Origin of the sequence: Streptomyces sp. NBC_01077 (assembly GCF_045162855.1) — a bacterium.
Lineage (GTDB): Bacteria > Actinomycetota > Actinomycetes > Streptomycetales > Streptomycetaceae > Streptomyces.
In genome coordinates this window covers 3,041,217-3,059,509 of the sequence record NZ_CP108669.1, presented here as the reverse complement: position 1 = coordinate 3,059,509, position 18,293 = coordinate 3,041,217, and the positions used below count along the sequence as shown (strand labels likewise).

At 72.4% G+C, this 18,293-nt stretch carries 14 protein-coding genes; 10 read left to right on the top strand and 4 right to left on the bottom strand.

The features are described from left to right. Positions 1 to 39 precede the first annotated feature (39 nt). Together OG462_RS13625 and OG462_RS13620 are read left to right on the top strand one after the other, a co-directional pair. Entirely contained in the window at positions 40 to 828 is a 789-nt protein-coding gene (locus tag OG462_RS13625; RefSeq protein WP_406057691.1) for a class I SAM-dependent methyltransferase, read from the top strand. A 271-nt stretch (positions 829 to 1,099) separates the two neighbouring features. Then, a complete protein-coding gene (locus tag OG462_RS13620) occupies positions 1,100 to 1,510 on the top strand; it encodes a DUF3040 domain-containing protein (protein ID WP_266890881.1) in 411 nt (136 codons plus the stop codon). Positions 1,511 to 1,992: 482 nt separating this feature from the next. Here OG462_RS13620 and OG462_RS13615 read toward each other — a convergent pair whose 3' ends face one another. From OG462_RS13615 to OG462_RS13600, 4 genes are all read right to left on the bottom strand, one after another. Next, the gene (locus OG462_RS13615) at positions 1,993 to 4,419 is read right to left on the bottom strand and encodes a DUF3488 and DUF4129 domain-containing transglutaminase family protein (RefSeq protein ID WP_406057690.1); all 2,427 of its coding nucleotides are present in this window, start codon (positions 4,417 to 4,419) and stop codon (positions 1,993 to 1,995) included. Next, positions 4,416 to 5,768, bottom strand: coding sequence for a DUF58 domain-containing protein (locus OG462_RS13610; protein ID WP_406057689.1), 1,353 nt, complete (start codon positions 5,766 to 5,768; stop codon positions 4,416 to 4,418). The genes OG462_RS13615 and OG462_RS13610 overlap by 4 nt, the downstream gene beginning before the upstream one ends. Continuing rightward, the gene (locus OG462_RS13605) at positions 5,768 to 6,784 is read right to left on the bottom strand and encodes an AAA family ATPase (RefSeq protein ID WP_406057688.1); all 1,017 of its coding nucleotides are present in this window, start codon (positions 6,782 to 6,784) and stop codon (positions 5,768 to 5,770) included. The genes OG462_RS13610 and OG462_RS13605 overlap by 1 nt, the downstream gene beginning before the upstream one ends. Positions 6,785 to 6,930: 146 nt before the next feature. Further along, positions 6,931 to 7,482: a beta-class carbonic anhydrase gene (locus OG462_RS13600; RefSeq protein ID WP_406057687.1), complete on the bottom strand. Its 552-nt coding sequence runs from the start codon at positions 7,480 to 7,482 to the stop codon at positions 6,931 to 6,933. 328 nt (positions 7,483 to 7,810) lie between these two features. On the opposite strand from OG462_RS13600, the gene rsmH reads away from it, so the two are divergent. Genes rsmH through ftsW form a run of 8 tightly spaced genes read left to right on the top strand, consistent with a single transcriptional unit; the run spans position 7,811 to position 18,287 of the window. After that, positions 7,811 to 8,767 (top strand): 16S rRNA (cytosine(1402)-N(4))-methyltransferase RsmH, encoded by a 957-nt coding sequence (gene rsmH, locus OG462_RS13595; RefSeq protein WP_406057686.1) that lies wholly within the window; start codon positions 7,811 to 7,813, stop codon positions 8,765 to 8,767. Then, on the top strand, positions 8,764 to 9,279 hold the full coding sequence (locus tag OG462_RS13590; RefSeq protein WP_406057685.1) for a septum formation initiator family protein: 516 nt from the start codon (positions 8,764 to 8,766) through the stop codon (positions 9,277 to 9,279). Before rsmH ends, OG462_RS13590 begins: the two co-directional genes overlap by 4 nt. Before the next feature lie 7 nt (positions 9,280 to 9,286). Then, positions 9,287 to 11,269, top strand: coding sequence for a peptidoglycan D,D-transpeptidase FtsI family protein (locus OG462_RS13585; protein WP_406057684.1), 1,983 nt, complete (start codon positions 9,287 to 9,289; stop codon positions 11,267 to 11,269). 16 nt (positions 11,270 to 11,285) lie between these two features. Beyond that, positions 11,286 to 12,974, top strand: coding sequence for a UDP-N-acetylmuramoyl-L-alanyl-D-glutamate--2,6-diaminopimelate ligase (locus tag OG462_RS13580; RefSeq protein ID WP_406057682.1), 1,689 nt, complete (start codon positions 11,286 to 11,288; stop codon positions 12,972 to 12,974). 4 nt (positions 12,975 to 12,978) lie between these two features. Continuing rightward, a complete protein-coding gene (murF, locus tag OG462_RS13575) occupies positions 12,979 to 14,403 on the top strand; it encodes a UDP-N-acetylmuramoyl-tripeptide--D-alanyl-D-alanine ligase (protein WP_406057680.1) in 1,425 nt (474 codons plus the stop codon). Further along, the gene (gene mraY, locus OG462_RS13570) at positions 14,400 to 15,470 is read left to right on the top strand and encodes a phospho-N-acetylmuramoyl-pentapeptide-transferase (protein ID WP_406057678.1); all 1,071 of its coding nucleotides are present in this window, start codon (positions 14,400 to 14,402) and stop codon (positions 15,468 to 15,470) included. The genes murF and mraY overlap by 4 nt, the downstream gene beginning before the upstream one ends. Then, positions 15,452 to 16,891 carry a UDP-N-acetylmuramoyl-L-alanine--D-glutamate ligase gene (murD, locus tag OG462_RS13565; protein WP_406057676.1) on the top strand — a complete coding sequence of 480 codons (1,440 nt, stop codon included), beginning with the start codon at positions 15,452 to 15,454 and terminating at the stop codon, positions 16,889 to 16,891. Before mraY ends, murD begins: the two co-directional genes overlap by 19 nt. 55 nt (positions 16,892 to 16,946) lie before the next feature. After that, the gene (gene ftsW, locus OG462_RS13560) at positions 16,947 to 18,287 is read left to right on the top strand and encodes a putative lipid II flippase FtsW (RefSeq protein WP_406057674.1); all 1,341 of its coding nucleotides are present in this window, start codon (positions 16,947 to 16,949) and stop codon (positions 18,285 to 18,287) included. Positions 18,288 to 18,293 lie beyond the last annotated feature (6 nt).

Sequence of the window (18,293 nt, the reverse complement as noted above, 5' to 3'; positions counted from 1 at the left end):
GTGGGGACGTCCGTACCCGTCACCGAGGAGTCAACAGCCGTGCCGGACCCTTCCCCTGTCTTCGGTCGAGAGGCGACCTCGCGCCCGTCGCGCGCCTCCCTGCGTACCGCCGTCGTCTGGGACGTCCTCAAGGACGCCCTCGACCGCCGGGTCGAGGCCACCGGGAAGGACAGCCTCGACGTCCTCGACACGGGCGGCGGCTCCGGGAACTTCGCCGTCCCGGTCGCCCGACTCGGCCACCGGGTCACCGTCGTCGACCCCAGCCCCAACGCCCTCTTCGCGCTGGAGCGCCGGGCCGCCGAGGCCGGGGTCGCCGACCTCGTCACCGGCGTCCAGGGCGACATCAGCGGCCTCTTCGACGTGGTCGGCCGCGAGGGCTACGACGCGGTGCTCTGCCACGGGGTCCTGGAGTACGTCGACGACCCCGCCGAGGGCGTACGGAACGCGGTCGCCGCGCTCCGGCCCGCCGGCAGCCTCAGCCTGCTCGCCGCCGGACTCGGCGGCGCGGTCCTGGCCCGCGCCCTCGCCGGACACTTCACCGAGGCCCGGCACGCGCTCTCCGACCCGGCCGGCCGCTGGGGCGCGGGCGACCCCGTACCCCGACGCTTCACCGCCGAGCAGCTCACCGAACTGGCCGACGGGGCCGGTCTCGACGTCGGCGCGGTACACGGTGTCCGGGTCTTCGCCGACCTCGTACCCGGCGTCCTCGTCGACACCGAACCCGGTGCGGCCGAGGCCCTCCTCAAGCTGGAGGCGGCCGCCGCCGAGCTGCCCTCCTTCCACGCCATCGCCACCCAGCTGCACGTACTGGGCGAGAAGCGGGCCTGAGCTGGACGGCCACCGTTCGGCGGTGCGGGCGGCGGCACCCCATGCAGTACGCCACAGCCCGCCCGGTAACGGCCTTCTCCCCGTATGATCGGGGGACAGCATCCGGCATGACGGAGGAGGGGCTGGGGAATCAACGCCTCAGCAACCGATCCGCATGGCGGCCCGGATTGGCTATTCGGCATTGAGGGCGGGTTTCACGGGGGCGATTCCCTGCCTATCCTGAAAGGGCCGCAAACCGGTCGCCCCCGCGACCGACGACTAGGAGGACTCCGTGCCGCTCTCGGAGCACGAGCAGCGAATGCTCGAGCAGATGGAGCGAGCGCTGTACGCCGAAGATCCCAAGTTCGCGACAGCGCTCGAGGGAAGCGGACTGCGTACGTACACCCGGCGACGGGTCTACCAGGCAGTCGCCGGCTTCCTGGTGGGTATCGCGCTCCTCATGGCCGGAATGGTCGCACAGCAGATCTGGATCAGCGTGGTGGGATTCCTCGTCATGCTGGGCTGCGCGGTCCTGGCGGTCACCGGATGGCGCAAGGCGCCGAAGCCGGGTGAGCAGCAGCAGGCCACCAGGAGCGGGACGACGGCCGGTGGCCGTCAGACCCGGCAGCGACGCTCCATGATGAACCGGATGGAAGAGCGGTGGCAGCGCCGCCGCGACGAGCAGCAGGGCGGCGGCCACTGACGGCCCCCTGAGCGGAGGCCCCGCACCCTATGTGTGTGACCGAGCCCCGTGAGGCCCGCGCGATTGCGCCGGCCGCGCGGGGCTTCGTCATGCGCCTGCGCGCCACCCGTCGTGGCCGCCGCCAGCCCGTGCGGACCTAGGCCCGCCCCGTTGTGGGCCTGCGCCCCGCCCGTCGTGGCCGCCACCCCGTTGTGGGCTGGGGCGGAACGGGTGGGCACAACGAACGGCGCCCTTTGCCGGGCCCAGGCTTCCGCGCCTGGACCCGCACCACAGGTGCGCCGTGCCAGGTGGTGCGGGTCCAGGCACAAGGGGCGGAGGCGCCGCCGAGCGCGCCGTCCCGTGTGCCCACCCGTCCCGCCCTGCGGGACGATTGCCCACACGGGGGGCGGGGGAGCGGGCGCGGCCCACACGGTGGTGGCGGAGGCCCGTTACGGGGCGGGGCCGAGGCCCGGGCGGTGTGCTGTGGCCCGGGCCTCGTACGGTCAGCCCGTTTCGCGCGGCGTGCGGCGGAACGGGAGCGTCGCACGGGCAACCAGAGCGTGCCGCTGGACCGACCACCTCGTCGTCGTTTCCGACCAGCGCGCCGCCGTCGACCAGCGGAGGCGGGCCGCCGAGCGGGGGGCCAGCGTTGCGCGGAGGCGGGTTCGGCGGTCCGCCGCCGTGTGGAAGCCCGCCCGGATCCGGGCCGCCTCCTCCGTCAGGCCCGCGGCCGGCCGCGGGTTCGGCGCGTACAGCGCCTCCTCCACCGCCCGTGCCACCCGGTGCACGGCGTCCGCCGGCTCGCCGGCCAGCTCACCCAGCCGGACGATCCGCGCCGCCGTCCTTCTCGGCGTCTGCGATTCGTCCGGCTCGACCCCGTAGTCCCAGGCGGTGTCGTTGATCTCCTGCCAGACCGCGAGCGTCCGCGCCGCCGTCTCCTCGGGGCCGCGTGCCCCGGCCGAGCCGAGCCGTCGTGCCCGTACCCGCGTCCGCCAGAGCAGGGGGAGGAGGGGCAGGGTGAGGACGGCCAGGGCGGCGACGACGATGAGGACCACCGTCAGGGGGTTCGGGCCCCCGCCGGACGACTCCGCGCCGGCCAGTGCCTCCTCCGGGCCGCAGCCGCCGAGCTTGCGCTCCTGCGGCGTGCAGCTCTCCGAGGCGCTCGGTGCGGCGGACGGCTGCGCCGAGGCGCTCTGCTGCGGCTGGGCGGGACCCGTGGCCGAACCCGAGGGCGTGTTGTCCTGGGTGTACGCGGGGGTGGAGCCCCGTGAGGGGGTCGGCTCGAACCGCGTCCAGCCCGCACCCTCGAAGTACAGCTCGGGCCACGCGTGCGCGTCCCGGATGCCGACCGAGACCGAGCCGTCGGTCTGCGTCGTGCCCGGCATGAAGCCCACGGCCACGCGGGCCGGGATGCCGAGGGAGCGGGCCATCGCCGCCATGGAGAAGGAGAAGTGGACGCAGAAGCCCTCCTTGTCCTTCAGGAAGCGGGAGATCGCCTGCACGCCGGTGCCGGACTCGACCTCGACGTCGTAGCGGAAGCCGCCGTCGCGGGCGAACCAGTCCTGGAGCTTGACCGCCTGCTCGTAGTCGTTGCGCGCGCCCCTGGTGACCTCGAGCGCGGTCGCCTTCACGTCGGCTGGCAGCGAGGCCGGGACCTTGGTGTACTCGCGGCGGAGCTTCTCCGGGGCGTCACCGGACGCGGCGAGCTGCCCGGACGTCGGCTGGACGTCCAGGCTGGAGACCGTGTAGCGGGCGCCGCGGGTCGTCTGCTTGTCGTCGCCGACGAGCATCCGGCCGGCCGGCTCGTACCGCCAGCGCCCGTCGATGTCGACGCGGCCGGCCGGGTACGGCATCGGCAGCCACTTCTGCTCGTACCCCTCGGAGGCGACGAAGTTGCTGGTCACCTCGGTGAGCCGGACGCTCTGGGAGAGCCCCTCCGGCCAGGGGAGCTGCTTGGGCACGTCCTCGATCGGGCGGACCGAGGACTTCCACGAGGTGCCGTCGAACTGGTCGAGCGCGACGAGCCGCAGGTACATGCCGGAGTTGTCGCGGGCGTTGGTCCGGTAGCGCAGGACCTCCCGGTCCTCCGGCTGGCGCAGGTTGTCCTGGAGGGAGACCAGCGGGTTCACGGCCGAGATCGTGCCGCCCTTGCCGGTGCCGCCCGTCCCCTCGCCGTCGCCGCTGCCGAAGAGACCGCCGGTGAAGCCGGGCAGCGCGAACGGCACCACCATGGCGACGCCCATGGCCACGGCGCCGATCCGGCGGCCGGTGCGGGCCGGGGCGAACGCGGCGCCGCCGCTCGCGACGGACGAGCCGGGCCGGCCGGAGCGCTGGGCGCCGCCGAAGACCCGCCCCCAGGCCGAGAGCCGGTCGCGGCCCTCGGCGAGGAGCAGGAGCAGATAGCCGGTGGCCGCGAGGAGGAACCAGAGCCAGCCGGCGCCGCCGCCGGAGAGACCGGCCGCCACCGAGTACAGGGCGAGCAGCGGAAGACCGGCCGGGGCGGCCTTGCGGAAGGTGACCGCGAGGGCGTCCACGATGAGGCCGATGGCGACGACGCCGCCGACCAGCATGAGCCGGATGCCCTCGGTGTCCGGGGCGGGGATCGCGTACCGGCCGACGTCCTCGGCGCCCGCCGTGAACAGGTCGAGGGCGTGCGTGAAGACCTGCGGGCCGGGCAGGAACCCGAGGATCGCCTGCTCGTGGGCGAAGATCACGGTCAGCGCGAGCAGCGTGACGGCGACCTGGGCGAGCAGGGTCAGCGGCCGGGCCAGCGGTGCCCGCCGGGCCAGCGTGCCCACCCCGCTCACCAGGGCGAGGATGAAGGCCGCCGTGAAGATCCAGGTCGCCGGCTTCACCAGGGGGAGCAGTGCTCCGGCCGCCATCAGGGTGGCGCCCCAGGCGGCCAGGGTCAGCCGTGTGCGCCCGCTCATGACCATCCTCCGTAGGTGTCGGCGGCGGACTCCGCGCGGGCTCCGGCCGCCTGCTGCCACAGGTCGGCGAGCTTGGCAGCGGGCGGTACGGCCAGCGCCGTCCAGCCCGCCTCGCGCAGCTGCTGTACCCGGTTCTCGACGGCCCCGGCGACCGCGCCGCCGGTCAGCCAGGTCCCGGAGTCCAGGACGAAGGCGAAGGCCGCGCCGGCGCGGCCCCGCATCCGGGCGGTGAGGGCCGCCTGCTCCTCGTCGAGGTCGCCGACGAAGGCGATGAGCAGCCCCTCGCCGCCGCCGCGCAGCATGTCGGAGGCGCGGGAGAGACCGCCGCCCTCGGAGTGGTCGACGACCGCGAGGGTGTCCATCATCAGACCGGCCGACTCGGCCGAGTCCTGGGCCGAGCCGGCGAAGCCCTCGGTGCCCTCGCCGGGCACCGCGCTGCCGGTGTCGGTGACGAGCCGGACCGCGTAGCCGCGCTCCAGCATGTGGATCAGCGCGGAGGCGGCGCCGGAGACCGCCCACTCGAACGCGGAGTCGGGGCCGGAGCCCTGGTAGGCGATCCGCCGGGTGTCGAGGAGGACGGTGCAGCGGGCCCGCTGCGGCTGCTCCTCGCGGCGGACCATCAGCTCGCCGTAGCGGGCGGTGGAGCGCCAGTGCACCCGGCGCAGGTCGTCGCCGTGGCGGTAGGCGCGCGGGATGATGTCGTCGTCGCCGGCGAGGGCGAGCGAGCGCTGCTGTCCGTCGCCGTACCCCGAGGCCTCGCCGAGGAGCTTCACCGGCGGCAGCGCCTCGGTCTTCGGTACGACGGTGAGGGTGTCGTACGCGCTGAAGGAGCGGGTCAGCTCGCACATCCCGAAGGGGTCGTTGAGCCGCAGCTGGAGCGGGCCCAGCGGGAAGCGGCCGCGCAGGTCGGAGCGGACCCGGTAGGACACCTCGCGCCGCCCGCCGGCCTCGACCCGGTCGAGGACGAAGCGGGGGCGGGGGCCCAGCATGTACGGCACGTGGTCCTGCAGCATCAGCAGCCCGGTGGGGAGCTTGGAGACGTTCTCCATCCGCAGCTGGACCCGGGCCTCGGTGCCCGCCTCCACCCGCTGGGGGGTGAGCCGGCGGGAGGCCGCGACCCGGTAGCGGGTGCGGTGCAGCACGAGGACGCAGATCAGCGGCAGCGTGGCGAGCAGCAGCCCGACGCGCAGCAGATCGGCCTGGCCGAGGACGTACGCGCAGGCGGCGGCGGCCACCCCGGCGGCGAGGAAGGAACGGCCACGGGTGGTGAGACCGCCGAGGGCGGCCCGCAGACCGCCCCGGTCGTCCTCGTCGCCCCGCTGTCCGTCCGGCACGGCAGCGGTGGTCATCACAGCCGCCGGGCGCCGGGCTGCTGGCCGTAGAGCGGTCCGGCGGGCGGGGCCGCGGCCGGGACGGGGGTGCGCTGCAGGATGTCCTGGACGACCTGCTCGGCGGTACGGCGGTTCAGCTGGGCCTGCGCCGTCGGCAGCAGCCGGTGGGCGAGGACGGGCGCGGCGAGGGCCTGGAGGTCGTCGGGCAGCACGTACTCGCGGCCGCTGAGCGCGGCGGAGGCCTTGGCGGCCCGCAGCAGGTGCAGCGTGGCCCGCGGGGAGGCGCCGAGCCGCAGGTCGGCGTGGGTGCGGGTGGCGGAGACGATGTCGACCGCGTACCGGCGTACGGCGTCGGCGACGTGGACCGCGCGCACGGCCTCGATCAGCTTCATGATGTCGTGGGCGTGGGCGACCGGCTGGAGGTCGTCCAGCGGGGAGACCGAGCCGTGCACGTCGAGCATCTGGAGCTCGGCCTCGGCGCTCGGGTAGCCGATGGAGACCCGGGCCATGAAGCGGTCGCGCTGGGCCTCGGGCAGCGGGTAGGTGCCCTCCATCTCGACCGGGTTCTGCGTGGCGACCACCATGAACGGGCTGGGCAGCTCGTAGGTCTGGCCGTCGACGGTGACCTGGCGTTCCTCCATGGACTCCAGGAGCGCGGACTGCGTCTTCGGCGAGGCGCGGTTGATCTCGTCGCCGATCACGATCTGCGCGAAGATCGCGCCCGGCTTGAACTCGAAGTCCCGGCGCTGCTGGTCGAAGATCGACACGCCCGTGACGTCCGAGGGCAGCAGGTCGGGGGTGAACTGGATACGGCGCACCGAGCAGTCGATGGACCGGGCCAGGGTCTTGGCCAGCATGGTTTTGCCGACGCCGGGGACATCCTCGATGAGGAGGTGTCCCTCGGCGAGCAGCACGGTCAGCGAAAGCCGTACGACCTCGGGCTTGCCCTCGATCACACTCTCCACCGATCTGCGGACTCTCTCCACAGTGGTGGTCAGATCAGTGAGGCTCGCTCGATCGTCATAGGTCGTCACCCGGCCCTCCTCGGCCTTCCGGAACACGGACACCTGCCCCCGGGGGAATCGTCGGGGGGTGTCACACCCGAGCATTCTTGTTCGCATGGCCGGGTTGTGTCACTTGCCGGTGGACAAGTGCGAGGGAAATGCCGGGCTTTGGGTGTTTAAGACGGGTCGGTCGTGGGGTCGATCTCGCGCAGGAGGCCGGTGGTCACGTCGAACACGAAGCCCCGGACGTCGTCGGCGTGCAGCAGGAAGGGGGAGGTCCGCACCCGCTGCATCGACTGCCGTACGTCCTGGTCGACGTCACGGAAGGCCTCGACCGCCCAGGCCGGACGCTGGCCGACCTCGTCCTCCAGCTCGTGCCGGAAGTCCTCGGTCAGCGACTCCAGGCCGCAGTTCGTGTGGTGCACCAGCATCACGCTGCGGGTGCCGAGGGCGCGCTGGCTGATGGTGAGTGACCGGATCACGTCGTCCGTGACCACGCCGCCCGCGTTGCGGATGGTGTGGCAGTCGCCGAGCTCGAGACCGAGGGCGGCGTGCAGGTCGAGACGGGCGTCCATACAGGCGACGACGGCGACGCGCAGCACGGGCCGCGCGTCCATTCCCGGGTCGGTGAAGTCGGCGGCGTAACGTGCGTTCGCCCCGACGAGACGGTCGGTGACCGTGCCGCCGGTGCGTATGGCGTCGGCAGAGGGGTGCGCGGAAGTCGACATGGTTCCGACGTTAATGGTCACAGGCCTTCCAGGCCCGCTGTGAGAGGGGACAAAGAACCTCAATGAGTGTTGTTGTGAGCTAACCCACAGGCCTGGGCGGCCCCGCCCCGAACGGGTGAGCCGTCCGGAATGTCCCACCCGGCCTCCGGCGCCGTGCGACGCGCCAGCCGGTTGATTGACCGGCGGGTCCCGTGGACTAAAGTGACGCGAAGTTCACGGAGACAACGAGCGACTTCCGCGGTTTCTCCCCCCGTGTGTGCGGCGGTACCTACGGCTCGGCCTCCTTACCCGCTCGCCCGTACCCCCGCGCCGGATCTGAGAGGGCGCATTGAGCAACGACCGACACGTCCCGGTCATGCTCCAGCGGTGCCTGGACATGTTGGCCCCCGCACTGGAGCGCCCCGGCGCGGTCGTCGTCGACTGCACCCTGGGCCTCGGCGGCCACAGCGAGGCACTCCTGCAGCGGTTCCCCGAGGCGCGGCTCGTCGCCCTCGACCGGGACAAGGAGGCCCTGCGGCTCTCCGGCGAGCGGCTCGCCCCGTACGGGGAGCGCGCCACCCTCGTCCACGCCGTGTACGACGAGCTGCCCGAGGTCCTCGACCGGCTCGGCCTCCCCACCGTCGACGGCGTCCTCTTCGACCTCGGCGTCTCCTCCATGCAGCTGGACGAGGCCGACCGCGGCTTCGCCTACGCGCAGGACGCCCCGCTCGACATGCGCATGGACCAGACGACCGGCATCAGCGCGGCCGAGGTGCTCAACACCTACGCGCCCGGCGAGCTGGTCCGCATCCTCCGCGCGTACGGCGAGGAGAAGCAGGCCAAGCGGATCGTCTCGGCGATCGTGCGCGAGCGCGACAAGGAGCCGTTCAGCAACAGTGCCCGGCTCGTCGAGCTCATCCGCGACTCCCTGCCGCAGGCCGCCAAGCGCACCGGCGGCAACCCGGCCAAGCGCACCTTCCAGGCCCTGCGCATCGAGGTCAACGGCGAACTCGACAGCGTCGAGAAGGCGATCCCGGCGGCCGTGAAGGCCCTCGCCGTCGGCGGACGGGTCGCCGTCCTCTCGTACCAGTCCCTGGAGGACCGCATCGTCAAGCAGGTCTTCGCGGCCGGCGCGGCGACCACCGCCCCGCCCGGCCTGCCGGTCGTCCCCGAGAAGTACCAGCCCCGCCTGAAGCTCCTCACCCGGGGCGCCGAGCTGCCCACCGAGGAAGAGGTCGCCGAGAACCGGCGCGCCGCCCCGGCCCGGCTCCGGGGCGCCGAGCGGATCCGGGAAGACGTCCTGTGAGCACGGCGAAGGGGCCGCTCAAAGGGCGGGCCGCGCGGCTCGGACGGCTCATGCCGTCGGGGCCCAGCTCGGCCGCCCGCACCCCCTTCGTCCTGCTGGTCGTCGTGCTGCTCGGCGGCGGTCTGATCAGCCTGCTCCTGCTGAACTCGGCCCTCAACCAGGGCTCCTTCCAGCTCAACGAGCTCAAGGACAGGACCACCGAGCTCACCGACGAGGAGCAGGCGCTCCAGCGGGACGTCGACGACTACGCGGCCCCCGACGCCCTGGAGCGGCGGGCCCGTGAGCTCGGCATGGTCCCGGGCGGCAGTCCGGTCTTCCTGGGCCCGGAGGGCAAGGTGCTCGGCGAGCCCTCGGAGGCGGTCGCGCCGAAGCCGAGCCCGACCCCGAAGGCCACGCTGCCCGTCTCCTCCGGCTCCCCGAAACCGTCGTCGGGCGCCGGCAGCCCTTCGCGTACCACCACCGCACCGAAGACGACCGTGCCCGTGACCGCCCCGACGACCTCCGGCAGGTGACCGAGCAGTGCCCCCCAAGGAGCCCCCGCGCCGCCGCGTCCCCGGACCCGCCCGGCCCGCGCGTCCCCGGCCCGCCTCCGCCGGGGCCCGCACGCCCCGTCCCGCCCCGCGCCCGGCGGCGAAGCGGACCGCGCCCCGGCCCCCGGCCCGCCGGCCCCGCACCATCCGGCTCGGCAGCCCCCGGCCCCGGCTGCGGCTGGTCTCCCTCGGTCTGACCCTGGTCATGACGGCCTTCGTGGTGCGGCTGCTCCAGGTCCAGGCCGTCGACGCCAGCGCGTACGCGGCCAAGGCCGACAAGTACCGCTTCCAGGAGTACACGCTCTCCGCGGAGCGGGGCGAGATCACCGACCGCAACGGCATCGCGCTCGCCGCCAGCGTCGACGCGTACGACATCACCGCCGACCCCCAGCTCTTCACGCCCGAGGTGGCCAAGGTCCCGGACGCGCCCGAGCAGGCCGCCGCCCTCCTCGCCCCCCTCCTCGGCAAGGAGCCCGCGGAGCTCGCGAAGAAGCTCCGTACCCCCAAGTCCCGCTACACGCTGCTCGCCCGCAAGCAGACCCCGCAGGTCTGGAACCAGATCAAGGACCTCCGGCGGGTCTACGGGCAGAAGGCCCAGCGCTCCGCCGGCGGCAACGGAGTCAACCTCCTCGGCGGCATCCTCAGCGAGCCCAGCACCAAGCGCGTGTACCCGAACGGCGAGCTCGCCGCCGGGATACTGGGCTACGTCAACGCCGAGGGCAAGGGTGCCGGCGGCGTGGAGTCCATGCTCGACCCGGAGCTCGCCGGCAAGGACGGCAAGATCCGCTTCACCCAGTCCGGCGGCCGGCAGGTGCCCACCGCCGGCTCCCAGGGCACCCCGGCCGTCCCCGGCTCCGACATCGAGCTGACCATCGACCGGGACATCCAGTGGGCCGCCCAGCAGGCCATCACCGAGCAGGTGAAGAAGTCCAAGGCCGACCGGGGCTACGTCGTCGTGCAGAACACGCGGACCGGTGAGGTCCTCGCGATGGCCAACGCCCCCGGCTTCGACCCCAACGACCTCTCGGCCGCCAACGCCGCCTCCATGGGCAACGCGGCCCTCCAGGACGCCTACGAGCCCGGCTCCACCAGCAAGGTCATGTCCATGGCCGCCGTCCTGGAGGAGGGCAAGGCGGCCCCCGACACCCATGTCACCGTCCCCAACCGGCTCCACCGCGGCGACCGGCTCTTCAAGGACGACATCGACCACCTGACCTGGCACCTGACGCTCAACGGCGTCCTCGCCAAGTCCAGCAACATCGGCACCATCCTCGCCACCGGCCGGCTGGGGGCCACCCAGGCCGAGTCGAACAAGGTCCTCCACTCCTATCTGCGCAAGTTCGGCATGGGGAGCCCGACCGGCCTGAACTACCCCGGCGAGACCCCCGGCATCCTCGCCAAGCCGCAGGACTGGTCCACCTCGCAGCAGTACACGATCCCCTTCGGCCAGGGCCTCTCCGTCTCCGCCATGCAGGCCGCCTCCGTGTACTCGACCATCGCCAACGGAGGCGTACGCGTCGAGCCGACCCTGGTCCGCGGCACCAAGGGACCCGACGGGCGCTTCAGCCCGGCCCCCAAGCCCAAGGAGTCCCGGGTCGTCAGCGAGAAGACCGCCGACACCCTCGCCAAGATGCTGGAGTCCGTCGTCGACGACCGGGAGGGCACCGGCAGCAAGGCCGCCATCCCCGGCTACCGCGTCGCCGGCAAGACCGGCACCGCCAACCGCGTCGACCCCGAACTCGGCCGCTACAAGGGCTACACCGCCTCCTTCGCCGGCTTCGCCCCCGCCGACGACCCGGAGATCACCGTCTACTGCGCCATCCAGAACCCCACCAAGGGCAGCTACTTCGGCGGCCAGATCTGCGGCCCCATCTACAAGAAGGTCATGGAGTTCGCCCTCAAGACCCTCCACGTCGCCCCCACGGGCAGCGAGCCTGCCCGACTGCCGGTCTTCTTCGACCCCACCCCGTGACCCTCCGGGAGCACCAGTGACAACGATCACCCCCCATTCCGGGAACCGGAAATCGAACTCCGGCGAGGCCCCGGGCTCTTTTGGCCCCCCACAGGGTGCGCCCGGTACGCTCACCGCCGTGCCACACGCTGATCAGTACCGAACCGCCCCGCCCCGGCCGGAGCAGGCCCGCCCCACACCCCTGGGCGACCTGGCCGCGCAGCTGGGGGTCGACATCCCCCAGACCGCCGAGATCTCGGGCATCACCCACGACTCCCGGGCCGTGCGCCCCGGCGACGTGTACGCGGCCCTGCCCGGCGCCCGCGCCCACGGCGCCGACTTCGTCGCCCAGGCCGCCGCACTCGGCGCCGCCGCGATCCTCACCGACCCGACGGGCGCCGAGCGCGCCGCCGCCACCGGCCTGCCGGTCCTGGTCGTCGAGAACCCGCGCGGCCGGATGGGCGAACTCGCCGCCGAGATCTACGGGCGGCCCGGCGCCGACCTCCTCCAGATCGGCATCACCGGCACCTCGGGCAAGACCACCACCGCCTACCTCGTCGAGGGCGGCCTGCGCGGCTCCGGGCACAGCACCGGCCTCGTCGGCACCGTCGAGATGCGGGTCGGCGACGAGCGCATCAAGTCGGAGCGCACCACCCCCGAGGCCACCGACCTCCAGGCGCTCTTCGCCGTCATGCGCGAGCGAGGCGTCGACGCGGTCGCCATGGAGGTCTCCAGCCACGCCCTCGTGCTCGGCCGGGTCGACGGCTGCGTCTTCGACGTCGCCGTCTTCAACAACCTCAGCCCGGAGCACATGGAGTTCCACTCCGACATGGACGACTACTACCGGGCGAAGGCCGGGCTCTTCACGCCCGAGCGCAGCCGCCTGGGAGTGGTCAACCTCGACGACGCGTACGGCCGCAGGCTCGCCGGGGAGGCGACCGTCCCGGTCGTCACCTTCTCCGCCGAGGGCCGCGCCGACGCCGACTGGCGCGCCGAGGACCTCGTCCTCGGCTCCCACGACTCGACGTTCACCGCCGTCGGCCCCGGGGGCGAGCGAATTCCGGCCACCGCCCCGCTGCCCGGCCCGTTCAACGTCGCCAACACCCTCGCCGCGATCGCCACCCTCGCCGCCGCGGGCATCGACCCGAAGAGCGCCGCCGAGGGCGTCGCCGCCGTCCCCGGCGTACCGGGCCGCCTGGAGCGGGTCGACGCGGGCCAGCCGTACCTCGCCGTCGTCGACTACGCGCACAAGACGGACGCCGTCGAATCGGTCCTGCGCTCCCTGCGCGAGGTCACCGAGGGCAAGCTGCACGTGGTCATCGGCTGCGGCGGCGACCGGGACACCACCAAGCGCGGCCCGATGGGTGCCGCCGCGGCCCGGCTCGCCGACACCGCCGTACTGACCTCCGACAACCCCCGCTCCGAGGACCCGCTCAAGATCCTCGCCGCCATGCTCGCGGGCGCCGCCGAGGTGCCCGCGGAGGAACGCGGCGAGGTGCTCGTCCTCGCCGACCGCGCCGCGGCCGTCGCCGCGGCGGTGGCCCGCGCACAGCCGGGCGACACCGTCCTCGTCGCGGGCAAGGGCCACGAGCAGGGCCAGGAGATCGCCGGGGTCGTACGCCCCTTCGACGACCGCAAGGTCCTGCGCGAGGCCATCGCCGACCGCTCGCCCACCCGGGCTTCCGCGCCGAGCGGAACAGACAGCCACCAGAACAGTCAGGGATGAAGCAGTGATCGCCCTCTCCCTCGCCGAGATCGCCGAAATCGTCGGCGGGCAGCCGCACGACATACCGGATCCGGCCACCCGGATCACCGGGCCCGTCGTCATCGACTCCCGCGAGGTGCGGGCCGGCAGCCTCTTCGTGGCCTTCGCCGGTGAGCACGTCGACGGCCACGACTACGCGGAACGCGCCGTCGCGGCGGGTGCGGCGGCCGTCCTCGCCGCCCGCCCCGTCGGCGTCCCCGCCATCGTCGTCGACGACGTCCAGACGGCGCTCGGGGCCCTCGCCCGAGCGGTCGTCGAACGGCTCGGCACCGATGTCGTCGCCCTCACCGGCTCGGCCGGCAAGACCTCCACGAAGGACCTGATCGCCCAGGTCCTCGACCGGCACGCGCCCACCGTCTGGACGCCCGGCTCGCTCAACAACGAGATCGGCCTGCCGCTCACGGCGCTCCGCGCGAGCGACGAGACCCGGCACCTGGTCCTGGAGATGGGCGCCCGCGGCATCGGGCACATCCGCTACCTCACCGGCCTCACCCCGCCCCGTATCGGCCTCGTCCTCAACGTGGGCACCGCCCACATCGGCGAGTTCGGCGGCCGGGAGCAGATCGCCGAGGCCAAGGGCGAGCTCGTCGAAGCGCTTCCGTCGGCCGAGGAGGGCGGCATCGCGGTCCTCAACGCCGACGATCCGCTCGTCCGCGCGATGGCGAGCCGCACCAAGGCCCGCGTGACCTTCTTCGGCGAAGCGGACGAAGCGGCCGTACGGGCCGAGAACGTCCGCCTCACAGAAAGCGGACAGCCTTCATTCAGGCTCCACACACCCACCGGGTGCAGCGACGTGACCTTGCGCCTGTACGGTGAGCACCACGTGTCGAACGCGCTCGCAGCGGCCGCCGTCGCGCACGAGCTGGGCATGCCTGTCGAAGAGATCGCCACCGCGCTCTCCGAGGCCGGCACCCTGTCGCGCTGGCGCATGGAGGTCACCGAGCGTCCGGACGGCGTGACGATCGTCAACGACGCCTACAACGCGAACCCCGAGTCCATGCGAGCCGCCCTGCGCGCGCTCGCGGCCATGGGCAGGGCCGCACAGGCCCGAGGGGCTCGTACGTGGGCGGTGCTCGGCAAGATGGCCGAGCTCGGTGACGCATCGCTCGTCGAGCACGACGCGGTCGGACGGCTCGCCGTCCGGCTCAACGTCAGCAAGCTCGTCGCGGTCGGGGACAGGGAAGCGTCCTGGCTGCAACTGGGCGCATATAACGAGGGTTCGTGGGGTGAGGAGTCGGTGCACGTGTCCGACGCGCAGGCGGCTGTCGACCTGTTGCGCAGTGAGCTGCGCCCGGGGGACGTCGTCCTTGTGAAGGCTTCCAGGTCGGTCGGCCTCGAACAGGTCGCCCTGGCACTCCTCGACACCGAGGGCGAGGTCGCCGTCCGATGAGGCAGATCCTCTTCGCGGGGGCCATCGGGCTCTTCCTGACCCTGATCGGCACCCCGCTGCTGATCAAGCTCCTTGCGCGCAAGGGCTACGGGCAGTTCATCCGCGACGACGGCCCGCGCGGCCACGCCGGGAAGAAGGGCACGCCCACCATGGGCGGCATCTCCTTCATCCTGGCCACGCTCATCGCGTACGCCCTGGCGAAGGTCATCACCGGTGAGGACCCGACGTACTCGGGCGTCCTGGTGCTGTTCCTGATGGCGGGCATGGGCCTCGTCGGCTTCCTCGACGACTACATCAAGATCGTCAAGCAGCGTTCGCTCGGTCTGCGGGCCAAGGCGAAGATGGCCGGCCAGCTGATCGTCGGCATCGCCTTCGCCGTGCTCTCGCTGCAGTTCGCGGATCTGCGCGGGCTCACCCCGGCCTCCACGAGGCTCTCCTTCATCACGGACTTCGGCTGGGCCATCGGACCGGTGCTGTTCGTGGTCTGGGCGCTCTTCATGATCCTGGCCATGTCCAACGGTGTGAACCTGACGGACGGTCTGGACGGCCTCGCCACCGGCGCCTCGGTGATGGTCTTCGGCGCGTACACCTTCATCGGACTCTGGCAGTTCCAGGAGTCCTGTGCGAACGCCATGACCCTGACCAACCCCAACGCCTGCTTCGAGGTGCGCGACCCGCTCGACCTCGCCGTCGTCGCCTCCGCGCTCATGGGCTCGTGCTTCGGCTTCCTCTGGTGGAACACCTCGCCCGCCAAGATCTTCATGGGTGACACCGGCTCGCTCGCCCTCGGCGGCGCCCTCGCCGGTCTCGCCATCTGCTCCCGCACGGAGTTCCTGATGGCGCTGCTCGGCGGCCTGTTCGTGCTGATCACGATGTCCGTGGTCATCCAGGTCGGCTCGTTCAAGATGACCGGCAAGCGCGTCTTCCGGATGGCGCCACTCCAGCACCACTTCGAACTCAAGGGGTGGTCCGAAGTCCTGGTCGTCGTCCGGTTCTGGATCATCCAGGGCATGTGCGTGATCGTGGGCCTGGGTCTCTTCTACGCGGGATGGGCATCGGAAAAGTGACAGAACAGCTCGACTGGAACGGCAAGAAGGTCACCGTCGCGGGCCTCGGGGTGTCCGGCATCCCGGCCGCCCGCGTCCTGCACGGCCTCGGCGCGCTCGTGACCGTCGTCAACGACGGCGACGACGAGCGCTCCCGGGCCCAGGCCGCCGAGCTGGAGGCGGAGGGCATCACCGTCCGCCTCGGCGACGGGGCGACCCTGCCGTCCGGCACCGAGCTGATCGTCACCACCCCCGGCTGGCGGCCCGACAAACCGCTCTTCGCGGCCGCCGCCGAGGCGGGCGTGGAGATCTGGGGCGACGTCGAACTCGCCTGGCGGCTCAGGGGGCCGGGAGCGGCCCCCTGGCTCGCGGTCACCGGCACCAACGGCAAGACCACGACCGTCCGGATGCTCGCCTCGATCCTGGAGGCGGCCGGACTGCGGACCGCCGCCGTCGGCAACATCGGGGTCTCGCTCCTCGACGCCGTCCTCGGCGAGGAGCAGTACGACGTGCTCGCCGTCGAACTCTCCAGCTACCAGCTCCACTGGGCGCCGTCCGTCCGCGTCCACTCGGCCGCCGTGCTCAACCTGGCGCCCGACCACCTCGACTGGCACGGTTCCATGGAGGCGTACGCCGCCGACAAGGGCCGGATCTACGAGGGCAACCAGGTCGCCTGCGTCTACAACGTCGCCGACAAGGCGACCGAGGACCTGGTGGTCGAGGCCGACGTCGAGGAGGGCTGCCGGGCCATCGGCTTCACCCTCGGCACCCCCGGCCCGTCCGAACTCGGCGTCGTCGAGGGCATCCTCGTCGACCGGGCCTTCGTCGAGAACCGGCAGAAGAACGCCCAGGAGCTCGCCGAGGTCACCGACGTCCAGCCGCCGGCCCCGCACAACATCGCCAACGCCCTCGCCGCGGCCGCCCTCGCCCGCGCCTTCGGCGTCGACGCCAAGGCCGTACGGGACGGGCTCAAGGCCTTCCGGCCCGACCCGCACCGCATCGAACTGGTCGAGGAGGTCCAGGGAGTCGCGTACGTCGACGACTCCAAGGCCACCAACACCCACGCCGCGGAAGCCTCGTTGGCGGCCTACGACCCGATCGTCTGGATCGCCGGCGGCCTCGCCAAGGGCGCCACCTTCGACGAGCTCGTCCAGAAGTCGGCGAAGCGCTTGCGCGGGGCCGTCCTGATCGGCGCCGACCGGGCCCTGATCCGCGAAGCCCTGGCGCGACACGCCCCGGAAGTACCGGTGGTGGACCTCGACCGGACCGACACTGGGGCGATGTCCGAGGCGGTCCGCGAGGCGACCCGGCTCGCCCAAGCGGGGGACACGGTCCTCCTCGCCCCGGCCTGCGCCTCGATGGACATGTTCACCAACTACAACAAGCGCGGCGAGGCCTTCGCGGACGCGGTCCGCGCCCTCGCCGCCACCGGGGACGCCTGACCCGACCAGTGGGAGGGTCCGGCAGGACCGGGCACGACCGGAGGGGGCAGCGACCATGCCGAGCAAGATCGCAGGGACACGCAGGCCCTCCGCCGCACGCGGCGGAGGGCGGGTCTCCGCGACCCCACGGCGGGTGCGCGGCGGGGGTCTACGACGGCTCCACGAGCGGGCGCTGAAGGCCTGGGACCGGCCTCTCACGGCCTATTACGTGATCATCGGCGCGGGCATGCTCATCACCGCGCTCGGCCTCGTGATGGTCTACTCCGCGTCGATGATCACGGCACTCCGCTACGAGCTGGTGCCCTCCTACTTCTTCCGCAAGCAGTTCTTCGCCGCGCTGCTCGGCACCGGACTGCTCCTGGTGGCCTCACGGATGCCCGTGAAACTCCACCGGGCCCTCGCCTACCCGATCCTGGTCGGCGCGGTCTTCCTGATGGTGCTGGTGCAGATCCCCGGGATAGGGCACTCCGTAGGCGGCAACCAGAACTGGATCTCGCTGGGCGGCCCGTTCATGCTCCAGCCCAGCGAGTTCGGCAAGCTGGCGCTGATCCTGTGGGGCGCCGACCTGCTGGCCCGTAAGAACGACATGCGGCTGCTCACCCAGTGGAAGCACATGCTGGTGCCGCTGGTCCCCGGTGCCTTCATGCTGCTCGGGCTCATCATGCTCGGCGGCGACATGGGCACCGCGATCATCCTCACCGCGATCCTCTTCGGCCTGCTGTGGACGGCGGGTGCCCCCACCCGGCTCTTCGTCGGGGTGCTCGCGGTGGCCGGCGCCCTCGGGGCGCTGCTCATCAAGACGAGCCCGCACCGGATGGACCGCTTCCAGTGCATCGGGGCCTCCGACCCCGGCGGCGAGGGAGCCCCCTGCCTGCAGGCCGCGCACGGAATCTATGCTCTCGCGTCGGGTGGATGGTTCGGTTCCGGACTCGGTGCGAGCGTCGAGAAATGGGGCCAACTGCCCGAGGCGCACACCGACTTCATCTTCGCGGTCACCGGTGAGGAACTGGGTCTCGCGGGGACGTTGTCGGTACTCGCCCTGTTCGCGGCTCTAGGCTATGCGGGTATCCGCGTGGCCGGAGGCACGGAGGACCCCTTCGTGAGGTTCGCCGCGGGAGGTGTGACCACCTGGATCACGGCTCAGGCCGTGATCAACATCGGTGCGGTGCTCGGTCTGCTGCCGATCGCCGGTGTCCCGCTCCCGTTGTTCTCCTACGGTGGGTCGGCCCTGCTGCCGACCATGTTCGCCGTCGGGCTCCTCATCGCCTTCGCGCGACAGGAACCCGCCGCGAAAGCGGCCCTGGCCATGCGCCGCCCCGGCTGGGGCAAGCGGGCCGGGGTGAGATGGAAGTCGATGCGACGGCGCGTCAAGAAGCGCCCGTCCGGAGAGCGGTGAATTTCG

Excerpts from the sequence above, each read along its gene's own strand:
- mraY (WP_406057678.1), top strand. The coding sequence starts at position 14,400 with ATGAGGCAGATCCTCTTCGCGGGGGCCATCGGGCTCTTCCTGACCCTG.
- OG462_RS13600 (WP_406057687.1), bottom strand. The coding sequence starts at position 7,482 with ATGTCGACTTCCGCGCACCCCTCTGCCGACGCCATACGCACCGGCGGC.
- ftsW (WP_406057674.1), top strand. The coding sequence starts at position 16,947 with ATGCCGAGCAAGATCGCAGGGACACGCAGGCCCTCCGCCGCACGCGGC.
- OG462_RS13610 (WP_406057689.1), bottom strand. The coding sequence starts at position 5,768 with ATGACCACCGCTGCCGTGCCGGACGGACAGCGGGGCGACGAGGACGAC.
- OG462_RS13615 (WP_406057690.1), bottom strand. The coding sequence starts at position 4,419 with ATGAGCGGGCGCACACGGCTGACCCTGGCCGCCTGGGGCGCCACCCTG.
- murD (WP_406057676.1), top strand. The coding sequence starts at position 15,452 with ATGGGCATCGGAAAAGTGACAGAACAGCTCGACTGGAACGGCAAGAAG.